The 14,939-nt window shown below is 38.8% G+C and carries 16 protein-coding genes and 1 tRNA gene; 11 read left to right on the forward strand and 6 right to left on the reverse strand.

Going from position 1 to position 14,939, the window contains the following annotated elements; translation table 11 throughout:
• Nucleotides 1–405: transposase (locus WH223_RS07865; protein ID WP_340047006.1), on the forward strand; the 405-nt coding region annotated here is incomplete at its 5' end.
• Nucleotides 406–506: 101 nt separating this feature from the next.
• Here the strand turns inward: WH223_RS07865 and WH223_RS07870 are convergent.
• Both WH223_RS07870 and WH223_RS07875 read right to left on the reverse strand, forming a co-directional pair.
• Nucleotides 507–593: transfer RNA gene (locus WH223_RS07870), tRNA-Ser, on the reverse strand.
• Nucleotides 594–745: 152 nt separating this feature from the next.
• The gene (locus WH223_RS07875) at nucleotides 746–1,768 is read right to left on the reverse strand and encodes a LacI family DNA-binding transcriptional regulator (RefSeq protein WP_340047008.1); all 1,023 of its coding nucleotides are present in this window, start codon (nucleotides 1,766–1,768) and stop codon (nucleotides 746–748) included.
• Nucleotides 1,769–2,006: 238 nt separating this feature from the next.
• Between WH223_RS07875 and WH223_RS07880 the strand changes: the two genes are divergently transcribed.
• The 6 genes from WH223_RS07880 to WH223_RS07905 all read left to right on the forward strand — a co-directional run bounded on the left by WH223_RS07880 (nucleotide 2,007) and on the right by WH223_RS07905 (nucleotide 8,772).
• On the forward strand, nucleotides 2,007–3,443 hold the full coding sequence (locus WH223_RS07880; RefSeq protein WP_340047010.1) for a mannitol dehydrogenase family protein: 1,437 nt from the start codon (nucleotides 2,007–2,009) through the stop codon (nucleotides 3,441–3,443).
• A 34-nt stretch (nucleotides 3,444–3,477) separates the two neighbouring features.
• On the forward strand, nucleotides 3,478–4,794 hold the full coding sequence (locus WH223_RS07885; protein ID WP_340047011.1) for an MFS transporter: 1,317 nt from the start codon (nucleotides 3,478–3,480) through the stop codon (nucleotides 4,792–4,794).
• Between the two features lie 109 nt (nucleotides 4,795–4,903).
• Nucleotides 4,904–5,830 (forward strand): carbohydrate kinase family protein, encoded by a 927-nt coding sequence (locus tag WH223_RS07890; protein WP_340047012.1) that lies wholly within the window; start codon nucleotides 4,904–4,906, stop codon nucleotides 5,828–5,830.
• 93 nt (nucleotides 5,831–5,923) lie between these two features.
• Nucleotides 5,924–6,214 carry an SDR family NAD(P)-dependent oxidoreductase gene (locus WH223_RS07895; RefSeq protein ID WP_340047022.1) on the forward strand — a complete coding sequence of 97 codons (291 nt, stop codon included), beginning with the start codon at nucleotides 5,924–5,926 and terminating at the stop codon, nucleotides 6,212–6,214.
• Nucleotides 6,215–6,873: 659 nt separating this feature from the next.
• Nucleotides 6,874–7,689: a KilA-N domain-containing protein gene (locus WH223_RS07900; protein WP_340047013.1), complete on the forward strand. Its 816-nt coding sequence runs from the start codon at nucleotides 6,874–6,876 to the stop codon at nucleotides 7,687–7,689.
• 378 nt (nucleotides 7,690–8,067) lie between these two features.
• Nucleotides 8,068–8,772 (forward strand): ATP-binding cassette domain-containing protein, encoded by a 705-nt coding sequence (locus tag WH223_RS07905; RefSeq protein ID WP_340047014.1) that lies wholly within the window; start codon nucleotides 8,068–8,070, stop codon nucleotides 8,770–8,772.
• Nucleotides 8,773–8,868: 96 nt separating this feature from the next.
• Here WH223_RS07905 and WH223_RS07910 read toward each other — a convergent pair whose 3' ends face one another.
• The 4 genes from WH223_RS07910 to WH223_RS07925 all read right to left on the reverse strand — a co-directional run bounded on the left by WH223_RS07910 (nucleotide 8,869) and on the right by WH223_RS07925 (nucleotide 12,345).
• Complete coding sequence (locus WH223_RS07910; RefSeq protein WP_340047015.1) at nucleotides 8,869–9,303, reverse strand: (R)-mandelonitrile lyase; 435 nt, start codon at nucleotides 9,301–9,303, stop codon at nucleotides 8,869–8,871.
• Between the two features lie 82 nt (nucleotides 9,304–9,385).
• Nucleotides 9,386–10,444 carry an alpha/beta hydrolase gene (locus WH223_RS07915; RefSeq protein ID WP_340047016.1) on the reverse strand — a complete coding sequence of 353 codons (1,059 nt, stop codon included), beginning with the start codon at nucleotides 10,442–10,444 and terminating at the stop codon, nucleotides 9,386–9,388.
• 38 nt (nucleotides 10,445–10,482) lie between these two features.
• The gene (locus tag WH223_RS07920) at nucleotides 10,483–11,577 is read right to left on the reverse strand and encodes an alpha/beta hydrolase (protein WP_340047017.1); all 1,095 of its coding nucleotides are present in this window, start codon (nucleotides 11,575–11,577) and stop codon (nucleotides 10,483–10,485) included.
• Nucleotides 11,578–12,345 (reverse strand): carboxymuconolactone decarboxylase family protein, encoded by a 768-nt coding sequence (locus tag WH223_RS07925; protein ID WP_340047018.1) that lies wholly within the window; start codon nucleotides 12,343–12,345, stop codon nucleotides 11,578–11,580.
• A gap of 206 nt (nucleotides 12,346–12,551) precedes the next feature.
• Between WH223_RS07925 and WH223_RS07930 the strand changes: the two genes are divergently transcribed.
• The 4 genes from WH223_RS07930 to WH223_RS07945 form a co-directional block, all read left to right on the forward strand.
• Complete coding sequence (locus tag WH223_RS07930; RefSeq protein WP_340047019.1) at nucleotides 12,552–13,445, forward strand: helix-turn-helix domain-containing protein; 894 nt, start codon at nucleotides 12,552–12,554, stop codon at nucleotides 13,443–13,445.
• 373 nt (nucleotides 13,446–13,818) lie between these two features.
• Entirely contained in the window at nucleotides 13,819–14,172 is a 354-nt protein-coding gene (locus tag WH223_RS07935; protein ID WP_340047020.1) for an ISAon1 family transposase N-terminal region protein, read from the forward strand.
• Nucleotides 14,165–14,326, forward strand: a complete 162-nt coding sequence (locus WH223_RS07940; RefSeq protein WP_340047021.1) for a hypothetical protein — start codon at nucleotides 14,165–14,167, stop codon at nucleotides 14,324–14,326. The genes WH223_RS07935 and WH223_RS07940 overlap by 8 nt, the downstream gene beginning before the upstream one ends.
• Before the next feature lie 48 nt (nucleotides 14,327–14,374).
• A partial coding sequence (locus WH223_RS07945; RefSeq protein ID WP_340047023.1) for an ISAon1 family transposase occupies nucleotides 14,375–14,939 on the forward strand: 565 nt, incomplete at its 3' end.

Consider the following 14,939-nt stretch of genomic DNA (forward strand, 5'->3'; position numbering starts at 1 on the left):
AGTACAAATGCTGCCGCGGAGTCTTTTAATGCTAAGCTGAAAGCTTTCAGAGCAATATTCAGAGGTGTTAGAGACACGAAGTTCTTCTTATACCGCGTAATGAAAGCGTATGATTTAGCGCTAGCATGGGCGCATAGCATTCATACTATGAAGAGTAAAGAAGGTGCGTTAACCAAACTCGCGCTATGGCATCATCAAGCCGAGAATGCAGGGATAGAATCTTTTGAAAGTGTAGCAAGGTCTATTGCTGCACATCACCCAAATATCCTTCATTACTTTGATAATAGGAGTACAAATGCTGCCGCGGAGTCTTTTAATGCTAAGCTGAAAGCTTTCAGAGCAATATTCAGAGGTGTTAGAGACACGAAGTTCTTCTTATACCGCGTAATGAAATTGTATGCTTAAAAAAAGATGCCCCCCAAGAATTCCGTATGATCCGGGTTCTCATCCCAAAAGTCAATGCACAAAAAAAAGCCCAATCTTTCGATTGAGCTTCTATAATTCTGCGGAGAAAGTGGGATTCGAACCCACGGTACCGTTTCCAGTACGACAGTTTAGCAAACTGTTCCTTTCGGCCACTCAGGCATCTCTCCGTATTATTATGTTGCAAACATAAGGCAATTTTTTATAAAGACAAAGCTTTACAGCGTATTTTAATACAGTTTTTGAAAAAATATTTTTAGAACAAATGAAGTTTCTATCGTAGTTGTTTTTTCAATGGAATTAACTTGTTTAAAATGAAAGCTTAAGCTTTGTGTCCGCCTAAAGTGGAAGCACGGTAGCTCAGTTCGGCGTTGAGCACAATAGTTTGGCTTGTCGCTGAAGGATCTTTAATTTTTTCCAAGATAAGGGTTGCGGCAGCTTCACCCATCTGGAATAAGGGTGGTTCAACACTGCTTAGTTGTGGATGGACGATGGTGTCCAAGGTCGTTCCCGAGAAGCTTGCTATAGCCACTTGCTCAGGGATAGCAACACCAAGTTCGTGTAGGTAATTTAAAGCGCCAATGGCTAAGGTATCGCTAAAGGCGAAAATGCCATCAAATAAAATACCTTTATCCATTAGCTGTTGCACCGCAATTTTCCCATCATCAAAAGACATACCCTTGGTTTTGCTAATTAATGCAGGGTCAAAGAGCTGGTGTTTCTGCATAATTTGCTGGTAACCTTGCGCACGCTCTTTCGCATTTCTAATCGAGGAGGGCCCCATGATATGAGCGATGCGCTTGCGGCCTTTGTCTATGAGGTGTTCCACCATCAAGGAAGCCTTTATCTGGTCGTTAACTACTACTTTAGATACATCCAATGTGATATCTGGAATGCGGTCAAAGAACACGATAGGCGTGCCACGTTGCATTATCTCTTTGTAGAGATTTGTGTTTTGCGTATCGTGACTCGTGTTAATGATAATACCATCTACGTTGAATTCCTCCAGTAAATTTAAATTTTTTTCCTCTACGGCAGGATTTTCATCGGATTGCAAGATAAGAACACGATAGCCCAAAGGATCTAAAATATGCTGTATGCCTTCGAGTACACGAGCCGAGAATGGGGTCGTCATCTCGGGCACGACGAAACCTATACTTTTGGATTGACCATAGCGAAGATTTATCGCTGTAGCATTTGGCTTATAGCCGAGTTTCTTGGCCGCATCCAATACTTTTTCCTTTGTTTCGGGATGGATATGCTTATCATTTACCAAAGCCCTCGAGACGGTAGAAGTGGAGAGGAGTAGATGCTTCGCTAAATCTTTGATGGTAATCCGTTTCATTATTTTGCTATTCTAAAAACCAAAGATGTCTATTTTTTGTTTAATCTACGACCTTAGCTATACACAGGTTTTATCGTTAAAACTAAGTTACTTAAAAATCCATATTAGTTGGGAACGTGCCCAAAATTTTGGGCGCGTCCCCACGGTCATTTTCTTGATAATCATTTCTTAACAATAAGGTCATTTCTATATGTTTGGTCAACCAATTGCATTTAATTGAACATAAGGAGAGGGTATTATGATAGTACAAACCTATAGTTATTTACGCGAGAGTATTCAAGCGGGCATTTTACATTTCGGTGTGGGGAATTTTCACCGTGCACACCAAGCATTTTATACAGACCTTTTACTGGGGCAAGCCGACCAACAAGCGTGGGGGATATGTGGCGCCTGTTTGTTGCCATCTGATGAACGCATTGTTCACAATTTACGGGCGCAGGGTTTAGACTATACCTTGACTATTTGCGGTCGTGATGGTAAGGACGAAATCAAGCAAATAGGTGCATTGAAGGAGCTTTTATGGGCGCAAGAAGATACAGAAGCGCTATTAGACAAAATTGCTAATCCAGCGATTAAGATTATCAGCCTCACGATTACGGAAGGTGGCTATAACCTGGATAAAGCGACTAATGCTTTTATCCTGACGGATGATAAAATCCAAGCTGATATTCAAAATCGAGAACAGCCGAAAACTGTATTCGGATTTGTTGCTGAAGGCTTACGTCGTCGTCGTGCATTAGGTTATGGTGGATTGACGATTCTATCTTGCGACAACTTACAACATAATGGCGATACCGCTAAACGTGCTTTCAGTGCTTTTATTGAGGCTCAAGATTCCGATTTGGCAAGCTGGCTTGCTGCAGAAGTTACGTTTCCAAACAGCATGGTTGACCGTATTACGCCTGCAACAACGGCAGATGATATCGTCCGTTTAAATCAACGCAGTGGTGTACAAGACCAAGCGCCGGTTTATTGTGAAGATTTTGTGCAGTGGGTTATTGAAGATAAGTTCGTTGCTGGAAGGCCTGCTTGGGAAAATGTTGGTGTAACTTTTACGGACGATGTTGCAAGCTATGAAAACATGAAGTTGAGTCTGCTCAACGCATCGCATGTGTTACTTTCTTATCCTTCCTTTATTGCGGGGTACCGCAAAGTAGACGAAGCAATGGAAGATTCTGCTATCGTTAGTCTTATCAAAGACTTTATGGATATAGATAGCACACCACATGTTCCAGCACCAGCAGGGATAGACCTTGTCGATTACAAGCAGACGCTCCTTGAGCGCTTTGCTAATCGTAGCGTGAGTGATCAGGTCAGTCGCCTATGTTTTGATGGCATCTCTAAATTTCCTGTTTATATCATGCCTAATTTGGCTAAAATTATCCAGCACCAGCAAGATACCACACGGGTAGCTTTCTTGTTTGCGGCCTATAGACATTATTTGAAATATCCTACGGATGATAAAGGAGTGGCCTATGAAATCGCGGAGCCTTGGTTAACTGCGGCTGATGCGGAGTTAATTTATAGTGAAGAACCATTGGATTTCTTAAGCTTCTCAGCTTTCAAAAGCGTTGATTTGGCTTCGTCAATTCCTTTCGTTACTCATTTTAAGCAATTTGCTACTTCGATTAAAGATGAAGGATTGAAGGTTGTTTTACAACGTATTGTAGCTTAATTTGTTGTTGGTTTTACTTTAAGTTATACGTACTATGGGAACGAATTTGCGCAAAAGCATTTTGCCTTTTGCTATCGTCACTTTTATCTATTTTATTGTAGGTTTTCTGACGACTATAAATGAGCAATTGCAGGCTCCGTTAAAATTTACTTTTCTGACGGAAGCGGGCAATTTGAAAAATACGCTAACCACGTTGGTGTCTTTCTTTTTCTTTCTAGGCTATTTGGTAAATGGTACTTTGGCAAGTAGGTGGGTAAATGCCTACGGCTACAAGAATACTATTTTTCGTGGTCTATTATTTATGATGTCGGGTTTAATTATGTACTTGCTTTCCTCTTGGATAGGTACGCATTATCCTGAATATGTTTTACATTTTGGTACTGCAGTGGTGCCCTATGGATTTATTGTTTTCGTTTTAGGTTCCTTCTTAATGGGAACCTCGGCAGCGGTAATCCAGGTGGTTGTTAATCCTTATGTAGCGTCCTACGATCTGCCGGGTACACAGCCTGTGCAGCGCTTGAATATCACTACGGCGGTAAATTCTATTGGTACGACGTCGGCACCATTCTTTGTGACTATCGTAATGTTTAGCGGTATCTCTATCGAGAATATCGCCGTGAAGCAGTTGTTCGTGCCGATTATTGCACTTATAGCCTGTGTGGCGCTGGTAACGCTTATTACTAAGCGGTTGGATCTTCCAGATATCGCACATACACGGAGCTCTGCAACAGAGAAACTGGAACGAAGCATTTGGTCTTTTCGTCATTTTGTACTCGGCGTACTGGCTATTTTCTTTTACGTAGGTACTGAGGTTGCTATTGGCGCAAATATAAATCTGCATGCATTTGAATTGATGGATTCGGGACATCCGATTACCTTCTTTGGGAAGACGGATATCATTGTCGGAGGAATGGATTTGGGTATTCATGCTTTGCTTTCAACCTTATATTGGGGCGGTTTCTTGGTTGGTCGTTTTGTATCTAGTTTCTTTAGCAATATATCGGCACGCGTACAGTTAATTGCAACAACAATCTTAGCGACTATACTCGCTATCGTAGCTATGGTTACGCAAAATTTATGGTTTTTGGTCGCTATCGGCTTGCTACATTCTACCATGTGGAGCTGTATCTTTTCGTTATCGATTAAAGGCCTTAAACAGTATACTTCAAAGGCTTCGGGTGTCTTTATATCAGCTGTTTTTGGTGGTGCTGTGTTTACGCTAGTGCAAGGCGGATTGGCTGATGCCTTAGGCTCGTGGCGATGGACGTGGGTATTGACGGTTGTGTGTGAGTTACTAATGCTTAGCTATGCTTTGTTTGGCTCCCGCATACGTGCTAAAGATGTGTTGTAGTAAAAAAAGATAATAAGGGAGAATAGAGGGCATAGTAAACCTATAATTTAGGTGTAAATACAGTATATTTAAGGATGATGGTGTATTTGAGTTTTTTTACGTATTAAAAATGGAAAATAATAAAATTAAGATAGCCTGCTTTGGTGAGGTATTATGGGATATCTTTCCAGGCGAGCAAAGAAGGATGGGAGGGGCACCTTTTAATGTTGCCTATCATCTTTCAAAAATGGGCGTTGATGCTCGTATGATTTCGAGCGTAGGTGCTGATACCTTAGGGGAGGAGTTGCTTGTTCAGATCAAAGAAGGCGGCGTCAGTACTGCCGGTGTGCAGGTAAATAAGGAGCATCCAACAAGTACGGTTATTGCAACTATCGATGAACATAATGAAGCTCATTATGCTATTGTAGAGCAGGTGGCGTGGGATTATATCGATGTAATACCTAGTGATGTAGAAGCACTGAAGGATGCCGATGCTTTTGTTTTTGGGACTTTGGCTGCTCGATACGAAAAATCTAGAAACACCTTATTTGAACTCGTTGAAGCGAGTAGCTATAATGTGTTTGATATAAATTTGAGACCACCGCACTATGATGTACATTTGATTAAAGAGCTCTTGCACAAAACGCAGCTGGCCAAATTTAATAAAGCCGAGTTACGGATGATGCTTGATTTCTTGGGTAAAGATTATATCGATGAGCGTGATAGCATACGCTTCTTACAAGACACCTTTGGTATGCGTGAGATTATCGTCTCTAAAGGAAGTAAAGGCGCATTGTATGCGCATGGTGATGATTTTTACCTATACCCAACGGTAAAAGTAGAGGTTAAAGATACCGTAGGTAGCGGCGATTCTTTCTTGGCGGGATTTTTATCAAAACGCTTAGAGAAAGGTGCTTTTGTGCAAGACATTATGCATCAGGCGGTAGCCTTAGGTGCTTACATTACATCGCAAGAGGGCGCCTGCCCTGCGTATACCTTAGCTGATTTTACAGCTTTTAAACAAGTACGTCCAGTCAACGCAATTGATTCATTATAAGTAAAGACCGCCAGTCTCAGGTGTTATAGACTGGCGGCTTTCTTTTATACAGACTGCCGGTTATACCTTCTATCAAGCGGTGTTGGTTCGCTAATATTAAATGCCAATCCTAACTATCCACAACGGGTATATTTTGGCCCGGGCTATGCGGCTTCCAAGAGTGCGCTTAATGTGCTAACGCTAGCTATGGCTATCGAGCTTGAACCCGAAGGTATCAAAGTAAATGCTGTAGCTCCAGGCTATATAAAAACGAGCTTAAATGGTTTTATGGGAACCGAAACGGTGGAAGAGGGAGCTGCTCAAGCGATACGTATGGCATTGCTCGATAAAGATGGCCCAACGGGAACATTTTATAGTACTAAGCAGGGAACACTGCCCTGGTAATCCATCTGTTGTACCTGTATTTGGATATCCCAATACTAATTATAACAACTGTTTTTTACGGAGTATTCATTCTCCATATTATCTATAATCCAAGTTTTAATTATGGCGAATTCGCCATAATTAAAACTTTACTACCATTCTATAATTCCCTCTTTTCTTTAATTAATAGTGTCTTTAAATGGGTTTTAAGATGCTTTTTGTAAGGATTGGGAACTACGCTACTGTTATATTTCTTGAGATTTATTTCTCCAATAATTTTGGAATTGCTGACAAGTATGTACGCTATTAATTCTAGTTTTTTAAGTAGATTTTTTATTGTCTTGCTGGGCAGTGCCTGAAGGCTTCGTTCGGACTTTTAATATGTCTTATTTGTATAGTTGTTTGGCTTTTAATGGTATTCCGAGTTTTTGAATAGGTTTATCTTGGATATGATTATATGTTGGGTATTTACCGTTGGGTAGATATGCTAGGCCTAGAAACCATTATATGTGATATACCTTTTAATTTCTTCTACAAAGCACGCATACGTCCTTTTTTATTTCACGTCTTGTTTTGGATTCTTATTGCGTAAACACACATGGTCGTAAAGAAAATAACGATGCGCTTTTGAAGGTCTATTCTAAAATAATCAATTGGGATTCAACTAAAACTAACCGATTATGACAAAGAGTAAGAAAATACAGGTGGAGGGAAATGAAATTACCGTTATTTTCGATAAAGGGCAGGAGTACATTTCGTTGACGGATATGCTAAAGGTTAAAGATGGTGACTTTTTTATATCTGATTGGCTACGAAATAGGAATACTGTGGAGTACTTAGGTATTTGGGAAACGGTCTATAATCCAAGTTTTAATTATGGCGAATTCGCCATAATTAAAAGTCAAGCAGGACTTAATAGTTACAAGCTTAGCATTAAAGAATGGGTCGATAAAACTAGCGCTATTGGCTTGAAAGCCACTGCTGGACGATATGGTGGCACCTTCGCTCATCCTGATATTGCTTTTGAATTTGGCATGTGGATTAGTCCTCAATTTAAGATTTATTTGATTAAAGAATTTCAACGACTCAAAAATGAGGAGAATAATCGTCTGAAACTAGAGTGGAATCTACAGCGTACTCTGTCCAAGGTTAATTACCGTATTCATACTGATGCCATTAAAGAAAACTTGATGCCCAAAGAAATCACAAAGAGGCAAGCATCGTTTGTTTATGCTAATGAGGCTGATTTGTTGAATGTGGCTCTCTTTGGTAAAACTGCCAAAGAATGGAAGCTCCATAATGCCAATAGTCGAAGCAATATTAGGGATGCTGCGACGATTGAGCAATTGGTTGTATTAAGTAATATGGAGAGTATTAATGCTCTGCTTATTAGTAAGAAGATGCCGCAGAGCAGGCGTTTAATTGAGCTCAACAAGGTTGCCATAACACAGATAAAATCATTATTGACAAGTTATTGGGTAAAGAAATTGCGGTGATTTTACGCGTTAGGATTTCTTTAGCTAATATGGAAGCTATCCCAAAAAGTGCTCTATTTTATTAATAAGCGATGAATGAGGATTAAACTTTACTTTTTTTTCTATAAGCGGATTTTTCTAATAAATTTTTCCCTATCATTTCTTTTTGCTTTTCTAGCAGGCGATGTTATCGCATATACAAAATTTCCATTTCTTGATGCTTTTTCTTTTTTTTTATGATTTTGGGGTATGGGATTACGCTTTTGATAAACCTTTTTTTTGAGAAAAAAACTAAATATTTGTATTTCAATATGGGGATATCTTATCGTAGTTTATATTTTTTTTGCACTGTAATAAATTGCCTGATTATCTTAATAATTTACCTACTAATAGCTTTTTATGGAACATCATAAATTATATGTCGATTCTCTTGAGTTTGGGTATAAAAATAAGCAAGCAATCATTAAGGGTGCTTATTTAGAATGCCTAACGGGCGATATAATAGCCTTGTTTGGCCGCAATGGTTGTGGTAAATCAACACTAATGCAACTTATATTCGGATCTTTAAAAGCTAATCATAGTTACCTTCTCCTTGACGGGAAGAAGTATGAAAAAGCTTATATTACCAACAAAATTGGTTACCTGCCTCAAGATTCATTTCTTCCGACAAATTTAAAAGTGCTAAAATTGATTAAACGTTTAGTTCCTTCTTATGCAAGAACTGAATTACTTATCGATGTAAGGATAAAAACATTAATCGATAGAAAGATTTATCAACTGTCAGGGGGAGAATTGAGATATTTGGAATTATGTATATTGATTACTCAGCCTACTTATTTTTTATTGTTAGATGAGCCATTTACAGGAATTGAGCCTAACTATATCGTTATTATTTCTGATTTGATACTTAAATTTAAAAGTAAAAAGGGTTTTATTATTACAGACCATAACTATCGATATCTTTTAGATATAGCGACAAAGCTATTACTCTTAGAAAATGGAACTTGTCGCCAGTTAAAACATTCTGCTGAGTTGAATTTCCACTATCTACCCGATAAGACTTTCGATGATTACTCATTGAAAAGAACTGATATAAATACTTGAAAAAGCTCAATCATGCGATTGAGCTTTTGACTTTATTAGCAAAGACTGAAGGAGGTTCGCTTGATAGGCGAATAACGAGTCTTTCTGTGTAGTTGTTTAATCTATTTTATTTTTTGTTTCATTTGGGATTTTATATTCTTCATCGCTAACTGGTTGAAGCCATACTGCTCCACCAATATTGGTGTTTGTTCCGATGGCGATATGTGTCATCGACTCATTTGGTGTTGCTCCATGCCAGTGCGCTATGTTGGGCGGGCATTTTACGACATCACCTTGATTTATAATCTCTACAGGTTTCCCTTTTTCTTGATACAAGCCTTTTCCTTCTGTTACGAGTAATATCTGCCCACCTTTATGGTAGTGCCAATTTGTTCTTGCTCCAGCCTCGAATGTCACAGAACCTATATTTACATTATGTACACTATCCGTTTGTGCCAAATAATTAAGCCAAACTGTTCCTGTGAAATTATCATTAATCACTTTTTCACCTTTTGGAAATGAAGGAGTCGTAGATTGTTTTGTATTCTCCATATTTTGATGGTTATTACATGCTATAAAAAAGATAATTCCAAAGGGTATTATATGTCTTAGCTTATGCTTCATGATATTTTTTTTAAAGATTTTCTTGATAGAAGTTTACAAGTTTTGCTACAGCAGATTTTACATATTCAGGTTTCCAGTATGTCTCAATATGCGTGGCCCCATCAAGTAAAAATAGCTCTTTCTTTTTCGCATTTGTTGCTTTACGAAAGGCCTCATCCGTCATATATTTGCTATCGGCTTTACTTCCTGCAATCATCAAAAGCGGTTGATTTAGTAATTCAATCTGGTCCGTAGCATCCCAAGTCATCAAATCCATTAAACTACTCATCGTGTAGAGGAACGTCGAATTTGGGTGCGCATGAGTTCTGTAATAATACATGAGTCCTTCACGGTAAAGGTCGGTCGATGTTTTTTCAATTTCCTCATCCGCTATACTGGCAACACCAGCATAAATTATCTTTCCACCAGCGACTTCTTGCGCTCTAGCCTTCGTGGCTTGTTGTAGGCGCTCCTCGACAGTGTTTACTTGCGCATTCTGAAAGCCATTGCGTCTTACTTCTCCCGAGTTGAACATACTTAAGGTCGCTACTGCTTTAAGGCGCTTATCGCTTTGTGCTGCCTTCAGTGTATAACCACCACCACCACATATACCCAAAGCACCTAGGCGATCGGAATCTACGCCAGGATAGTGGGTTATAAAATCAGCCATGCCTTTAATGTCTTCTGTTCGGTATTGTGGTTTGTCCGTGTGGCGGGGTTCTCCGCCGCTACCGCCTTGGCAACTAGCATCGGCTACCAGTGTAATGTATCCTGCCTCGGCTAACCGCTGTCCATATAATCCAGCCGTTTGTTCCTTAACACCCCCGTTTGGATGTGCAACTACTATTGCTGGATACTTGCGTGAAGCATCATAATTTGCAGGTGTATATACATTAGCCGCGATATCGATGCCATTAAGTTTGTAGCTAACAGGATGTATGTTTACTTCACCTTTGATATTTGATGTGATTGCACCGTCATAGACTAGGCTATAAGGATTTTGTTGTGCTTTTTGATGATATTGTGCCTGAACCGTATCTGTTGCTATAGTTGTCATGGCAACAGCAATTATTGATGTTATATTTTTCATTGTTTCAGTTTTATAAATTACAGTTGTTTAAATAAACTTTACTTCGTTAAATCCAAGCCTTTTTCGTGCAGCCACATTTGCAACAAATCGGCCACTTCTTGATTGTTTAAATCGGAAAAAGGAAAATGTGTGTTCCCATTAATACCTAACTCGGGCAGGTGTACTACAGTGGCGTCGCCACCATGCTTGTTAATGGTTTGTGCCCATAACCTCGCCATTTCTAAGCCCGACCGCCAATGGTCTTTGTTCCATACTTCCGTAGGTACCAATGCTATATTGTCGCCATAGTAAATGACAATAGGTATCTTCGTTAGTTTTTCAAAGTCTGCCAAAGGGATCTCTACACCGCTTAGAGGACCGAAAAGGCCTGTAGACGGTATAGCTTCGGGCAGTTCTCCAGATGGGAATACAAAGCTGCTGTAGGGTTCATATGCTACGACGGCCTTAACCTTATTATTTTTTATTGCGGTGAACCAGCCAGGGCCACCGCCTTGTGAATGCGTTATCAAAATACCATCACCAATCTTAGTAAACAATTGCGAAACAGCATCGGAGATAACATTGGTATTAAAAGCACCTGTATTTGGTGTCATCTGACGAAAAAACTGGGCTAAAGAAGCCTCGTCTTTTGGGAATTGGACGTTAGGGAAGTAATCTGGATAATTACCAATTCTAAATTGTGTAAACCAAAACTGTTCATCAGGAATAGGATTGATAGTTTCCGCTACAGTACTTCTTCCCGCATCACCACGTCTCGGTTGGTCAAGCAAATAAACGCCGTACCCACGTCTTAAAAAAATGTTTTGAAAGCCTTCTCGTCCATCGGGAGTTGTTTCCCATGTTTTTTTAGACTGTCCTGCGCCGTGCAAAAAGACTAAAGGATACTTATGTGCTTTCGCTGGTATTTGATAGAAAACATAAGCATGGTCACCATGAAAAGATTGTCCTTCTGATTTTAGTGGGGTTGCTAGATTAAATTTCCCCTGTTCGTAAAACTTTGTTCCACCTACGGCGAAACTACCTTGCTGCTCTATAATCAAAGGATTTGTCGGTGTTTGTGCCTGTGTGTTTTCTGTATTTGTACAAGCCGAAGTAGCAATTGTTATCATTAATAGTGGAATCTTTCTCATCATCTATTTATTTTTATAGGTTGCTAGTACCTCATCCAAAACTATCTGCGCGGAATCAGCTTCATTTTTTCCTAGATTTGATTGAATAAGACTTATGAATTGTTGTAATTGTTCTGGCGTTAAGCCTATCCGTAAGCAAATGGTTAAGTGTGAGCGCAACATCGGTTCCGCTTGGCCAATGCTGGCTATTACTGAAATCGTAACCAATTCCCGCTCGGTATAGGTTAATATATCCCTCTCAAAAATATCGGCAAATAGATGTTCTTTCAGGAAAGTATCTATGGTAGGAGCAAATGCTGCGTAGCCCGTGAGGGTATCGGATTGTGGCGTTTGCGTTAGTACTTCCAAGATATTTTTACCGCGTTGATATTTAGGCGTTGTTTGTGTGATAGGAGAGATGTTATTACCTATGCTGTCTGTGATACCCTCAGCCTTGCGCTCTTCTAGAACCTCCATGAAGGTTTGTAAGCCTCTGATGCTGCGTGGAAATCCACAATATGCATACAGATGTACTAAGACTTCTTTTATTTCATTTATAGTTAAATTAGCTTCAAGTCCTCTTCGCAATGCTGTTTTTAACTTTTCTAAATCGCCTTTTGCTGTTAGTGCTGAAATATCGATAATACTTTGTTCTTTTGCACTTAAGGATTGGCCCTTTGTTAAGGCCTGTTGGGCATTTACTGTAGAGAACAAGCCAAGGATGGTTACAATTATTAGTACGATAGGTTTTCTATTTAATATACTCATAAACTGTTGTTTTTGTTGTTTCATTTTTTTTATGCTGTCTATAATTGCGCTACAATTTTTAAAGTTATTTGTATTTGTCGCTGTGGTTTTACAAAGTTGCCGGTAATTATTAACTTACGGCTTATACCAATTACTGTATTACCTACCAAAATCACTGATTTAGCTAGGTAATGACAAGATGAGGTAAATGATTTTATAATTTCGTTTAGTAATAATTAAAAATCAAGGTAATGGAAGATATACTTTATTTCAATAGTATAAAAGAATATAACGATTTTAATAATAATGAAACACTACATCCATTGGTTAGTATTGTTCGTTTAGATAAAGCTGAACCAAGGAAGCTTAAGCGTCTACGTTATGGTTTCTATACTGTCTTCTTGAAGCAAATTTATTGTGGGGATTTGCGGTATGGATTAAGTAATTATGACTATGAAGGAGGTACATTGATATTTTTAGCACCTAATCAAGTGATTGGAGAAAGTAAAGATGATTATTATCAGCCTCAAGGTGTTGCTTTGGTCTTTCAGCCCGATTTGATAGTCGGTACAGCACTTGGAAAAAATATAGGTGACTATCATTTTTTCTCCTATGGGGTCAATGAGGCGCTGCATTTGTCTGAACAAGAACGCAAAATTGTTGAAGACTGCTTTGTTAAAATTGAGTATGAATTACAGCATGCGATTGATAAACATAGCAAGCAGTTGATCGTATCGAATATTGAGCTGTTTTTGAACTATTGTACCCGTTTTTACGATCGTCAGTTTATTACACGAGATAATGTGAATAAAGGGATTTTGGAGCGCTTTGAGGAACTGCTTAATAACTATTTTGTGTCAAATAAGCCACGAACGATAGGACTGCCATCGGTATCGTGGTGTGCTGAAGAGCTTAATCTGTCTACCAATTATTTTGGTGATCTTATTAAAAAAGAAACAGGCGTATCTGCTCAGGAATATATTCAGGCTAAAGTAATCAATGTCGCTAAAGAACGAATTTTTGATATAGATAAATCGATTAGTGAGATAGCTTATGAGCTAGGCTTTAAATATCCGCAACATTTTACGCGACTTTTCAAACAGAAAACGGGAGTAACACCTAATGAATATAAAAATTTGAATTAAAAATTTTCATCCAAATTCAGTGGAATAGCTATGGTGATTCTTATGGTGTAGCTGTCTTTTGCTATCCACAAGCTAATAATCACACCCGTTTCTCTGGGAATATTCATCTTTCAAATTACCCGTAATCCAGGTTTTAATTATGGCGAATTCGCCATAATTAAAACTTTACTCATATGCATTAAAAGCTCTCTCTTTTTTATAAATAGTGCTTTTAATGCGCTTTATTTATCATTTTTCTAAGGGTAATCAACTCCACCATAATTATGTATTTCCAAAAATAAAAGCACAAAAAAAGCCCAATCTTTCGGATCATACGGAATTCTTGGGGGGTAAATTTAATTATTGTTAGTTTAGCGTTTTAAATAGATATACTTTGCAAGACGCCGAACGTAAAGTTCTGACTTTATTGATGCCCGAAGGGCTATTAGAATATTTTGATATCATGGATGTTGTCTCAAAAGACAACGAACTTCATATTTATCTCGATGAAAAGAACATAGCCCCTTCAGGTTATGAAAATGCTAAATTAGAATCAAAAGGTTTTATGCCATCCGCTGAAATTAAGGATTTTCCTATTCGCACTCAGAAAGTTACACTTCATATTAAACGCCGACGTTGGACAGTTCTAGCTGATGGGAAAATCATTACTAGAGATTGGAACTTGGTGCGTGAAGGGGCTCGAATGACTACAGAGTTCGGGCTTTTTTTAAAGGGGATATTTGGATAATTATCCCATTAGTGCTCATCTATTAGGTCTTTTCTTCCAGTTAGATGGAAAACAGCTCCAGGAGCACTATAAAAACCATCTTAGTGACTTTCATGATTGGAATCAAAAGTCTCATGCAGAATACTGGACTGTTTTCCCGGAGAACACAACATAAAAGTTAAGTATTGACGAAACGAGCTTCAGTAACGGTGAACTCTATACGATTGTAAGTAGTAAAGCTGCTAAAGGAAGAAAAGGTACTATCTTGGCTACCATAAAAGGAACTAAGGCTGAAGATATTATTCATGTTTTAGAGCGTATACCACTTAGATTAAGAAATAAAGTAAAGGAAGTCACGATGGATATGGCTCCTAATATGGCTAAAGCTGTTCGCAGATGTTTTAGTAATGCTAAACGAGTAATAGATAGATTCCATGTCCAGAAATTAGCCTATGATGCTGTTCAGGAACTGCGCATTAAATATCGTTGGGCGGTCTTAGATGATGAAAGTCGAAAGATTATCAAGGCGCGTAAAGAGGGGAATCACTACACTGCAGAGATATTAGCTAACGGAGATACGCTTAAGCAATTATTAGCGAGATCAAGATATTTGCTATTTAAACACACTTCTCGGTGGTCTGAGAGCCAGAAGCACCGTGCAGAGCTTCTTTTCTTACATTTTCCAAGACTTAAGAAAGCGTATGATTTAGCGCTAGCATTGGGCGATATCTTTAATAAATGCAAGAGTAAAGAAGGTGCGTTAACCAAACTCGCGCTATGGCATCATC

Source organism: Sphingobacterium sp. MYb382, from assembly GCF_037572665.1.
GTDB lineage: Bacteria > Bacteroidota > Bacteroidia > Sphingobacteriales > Sphingobacteriaceae > Sphingobacterium.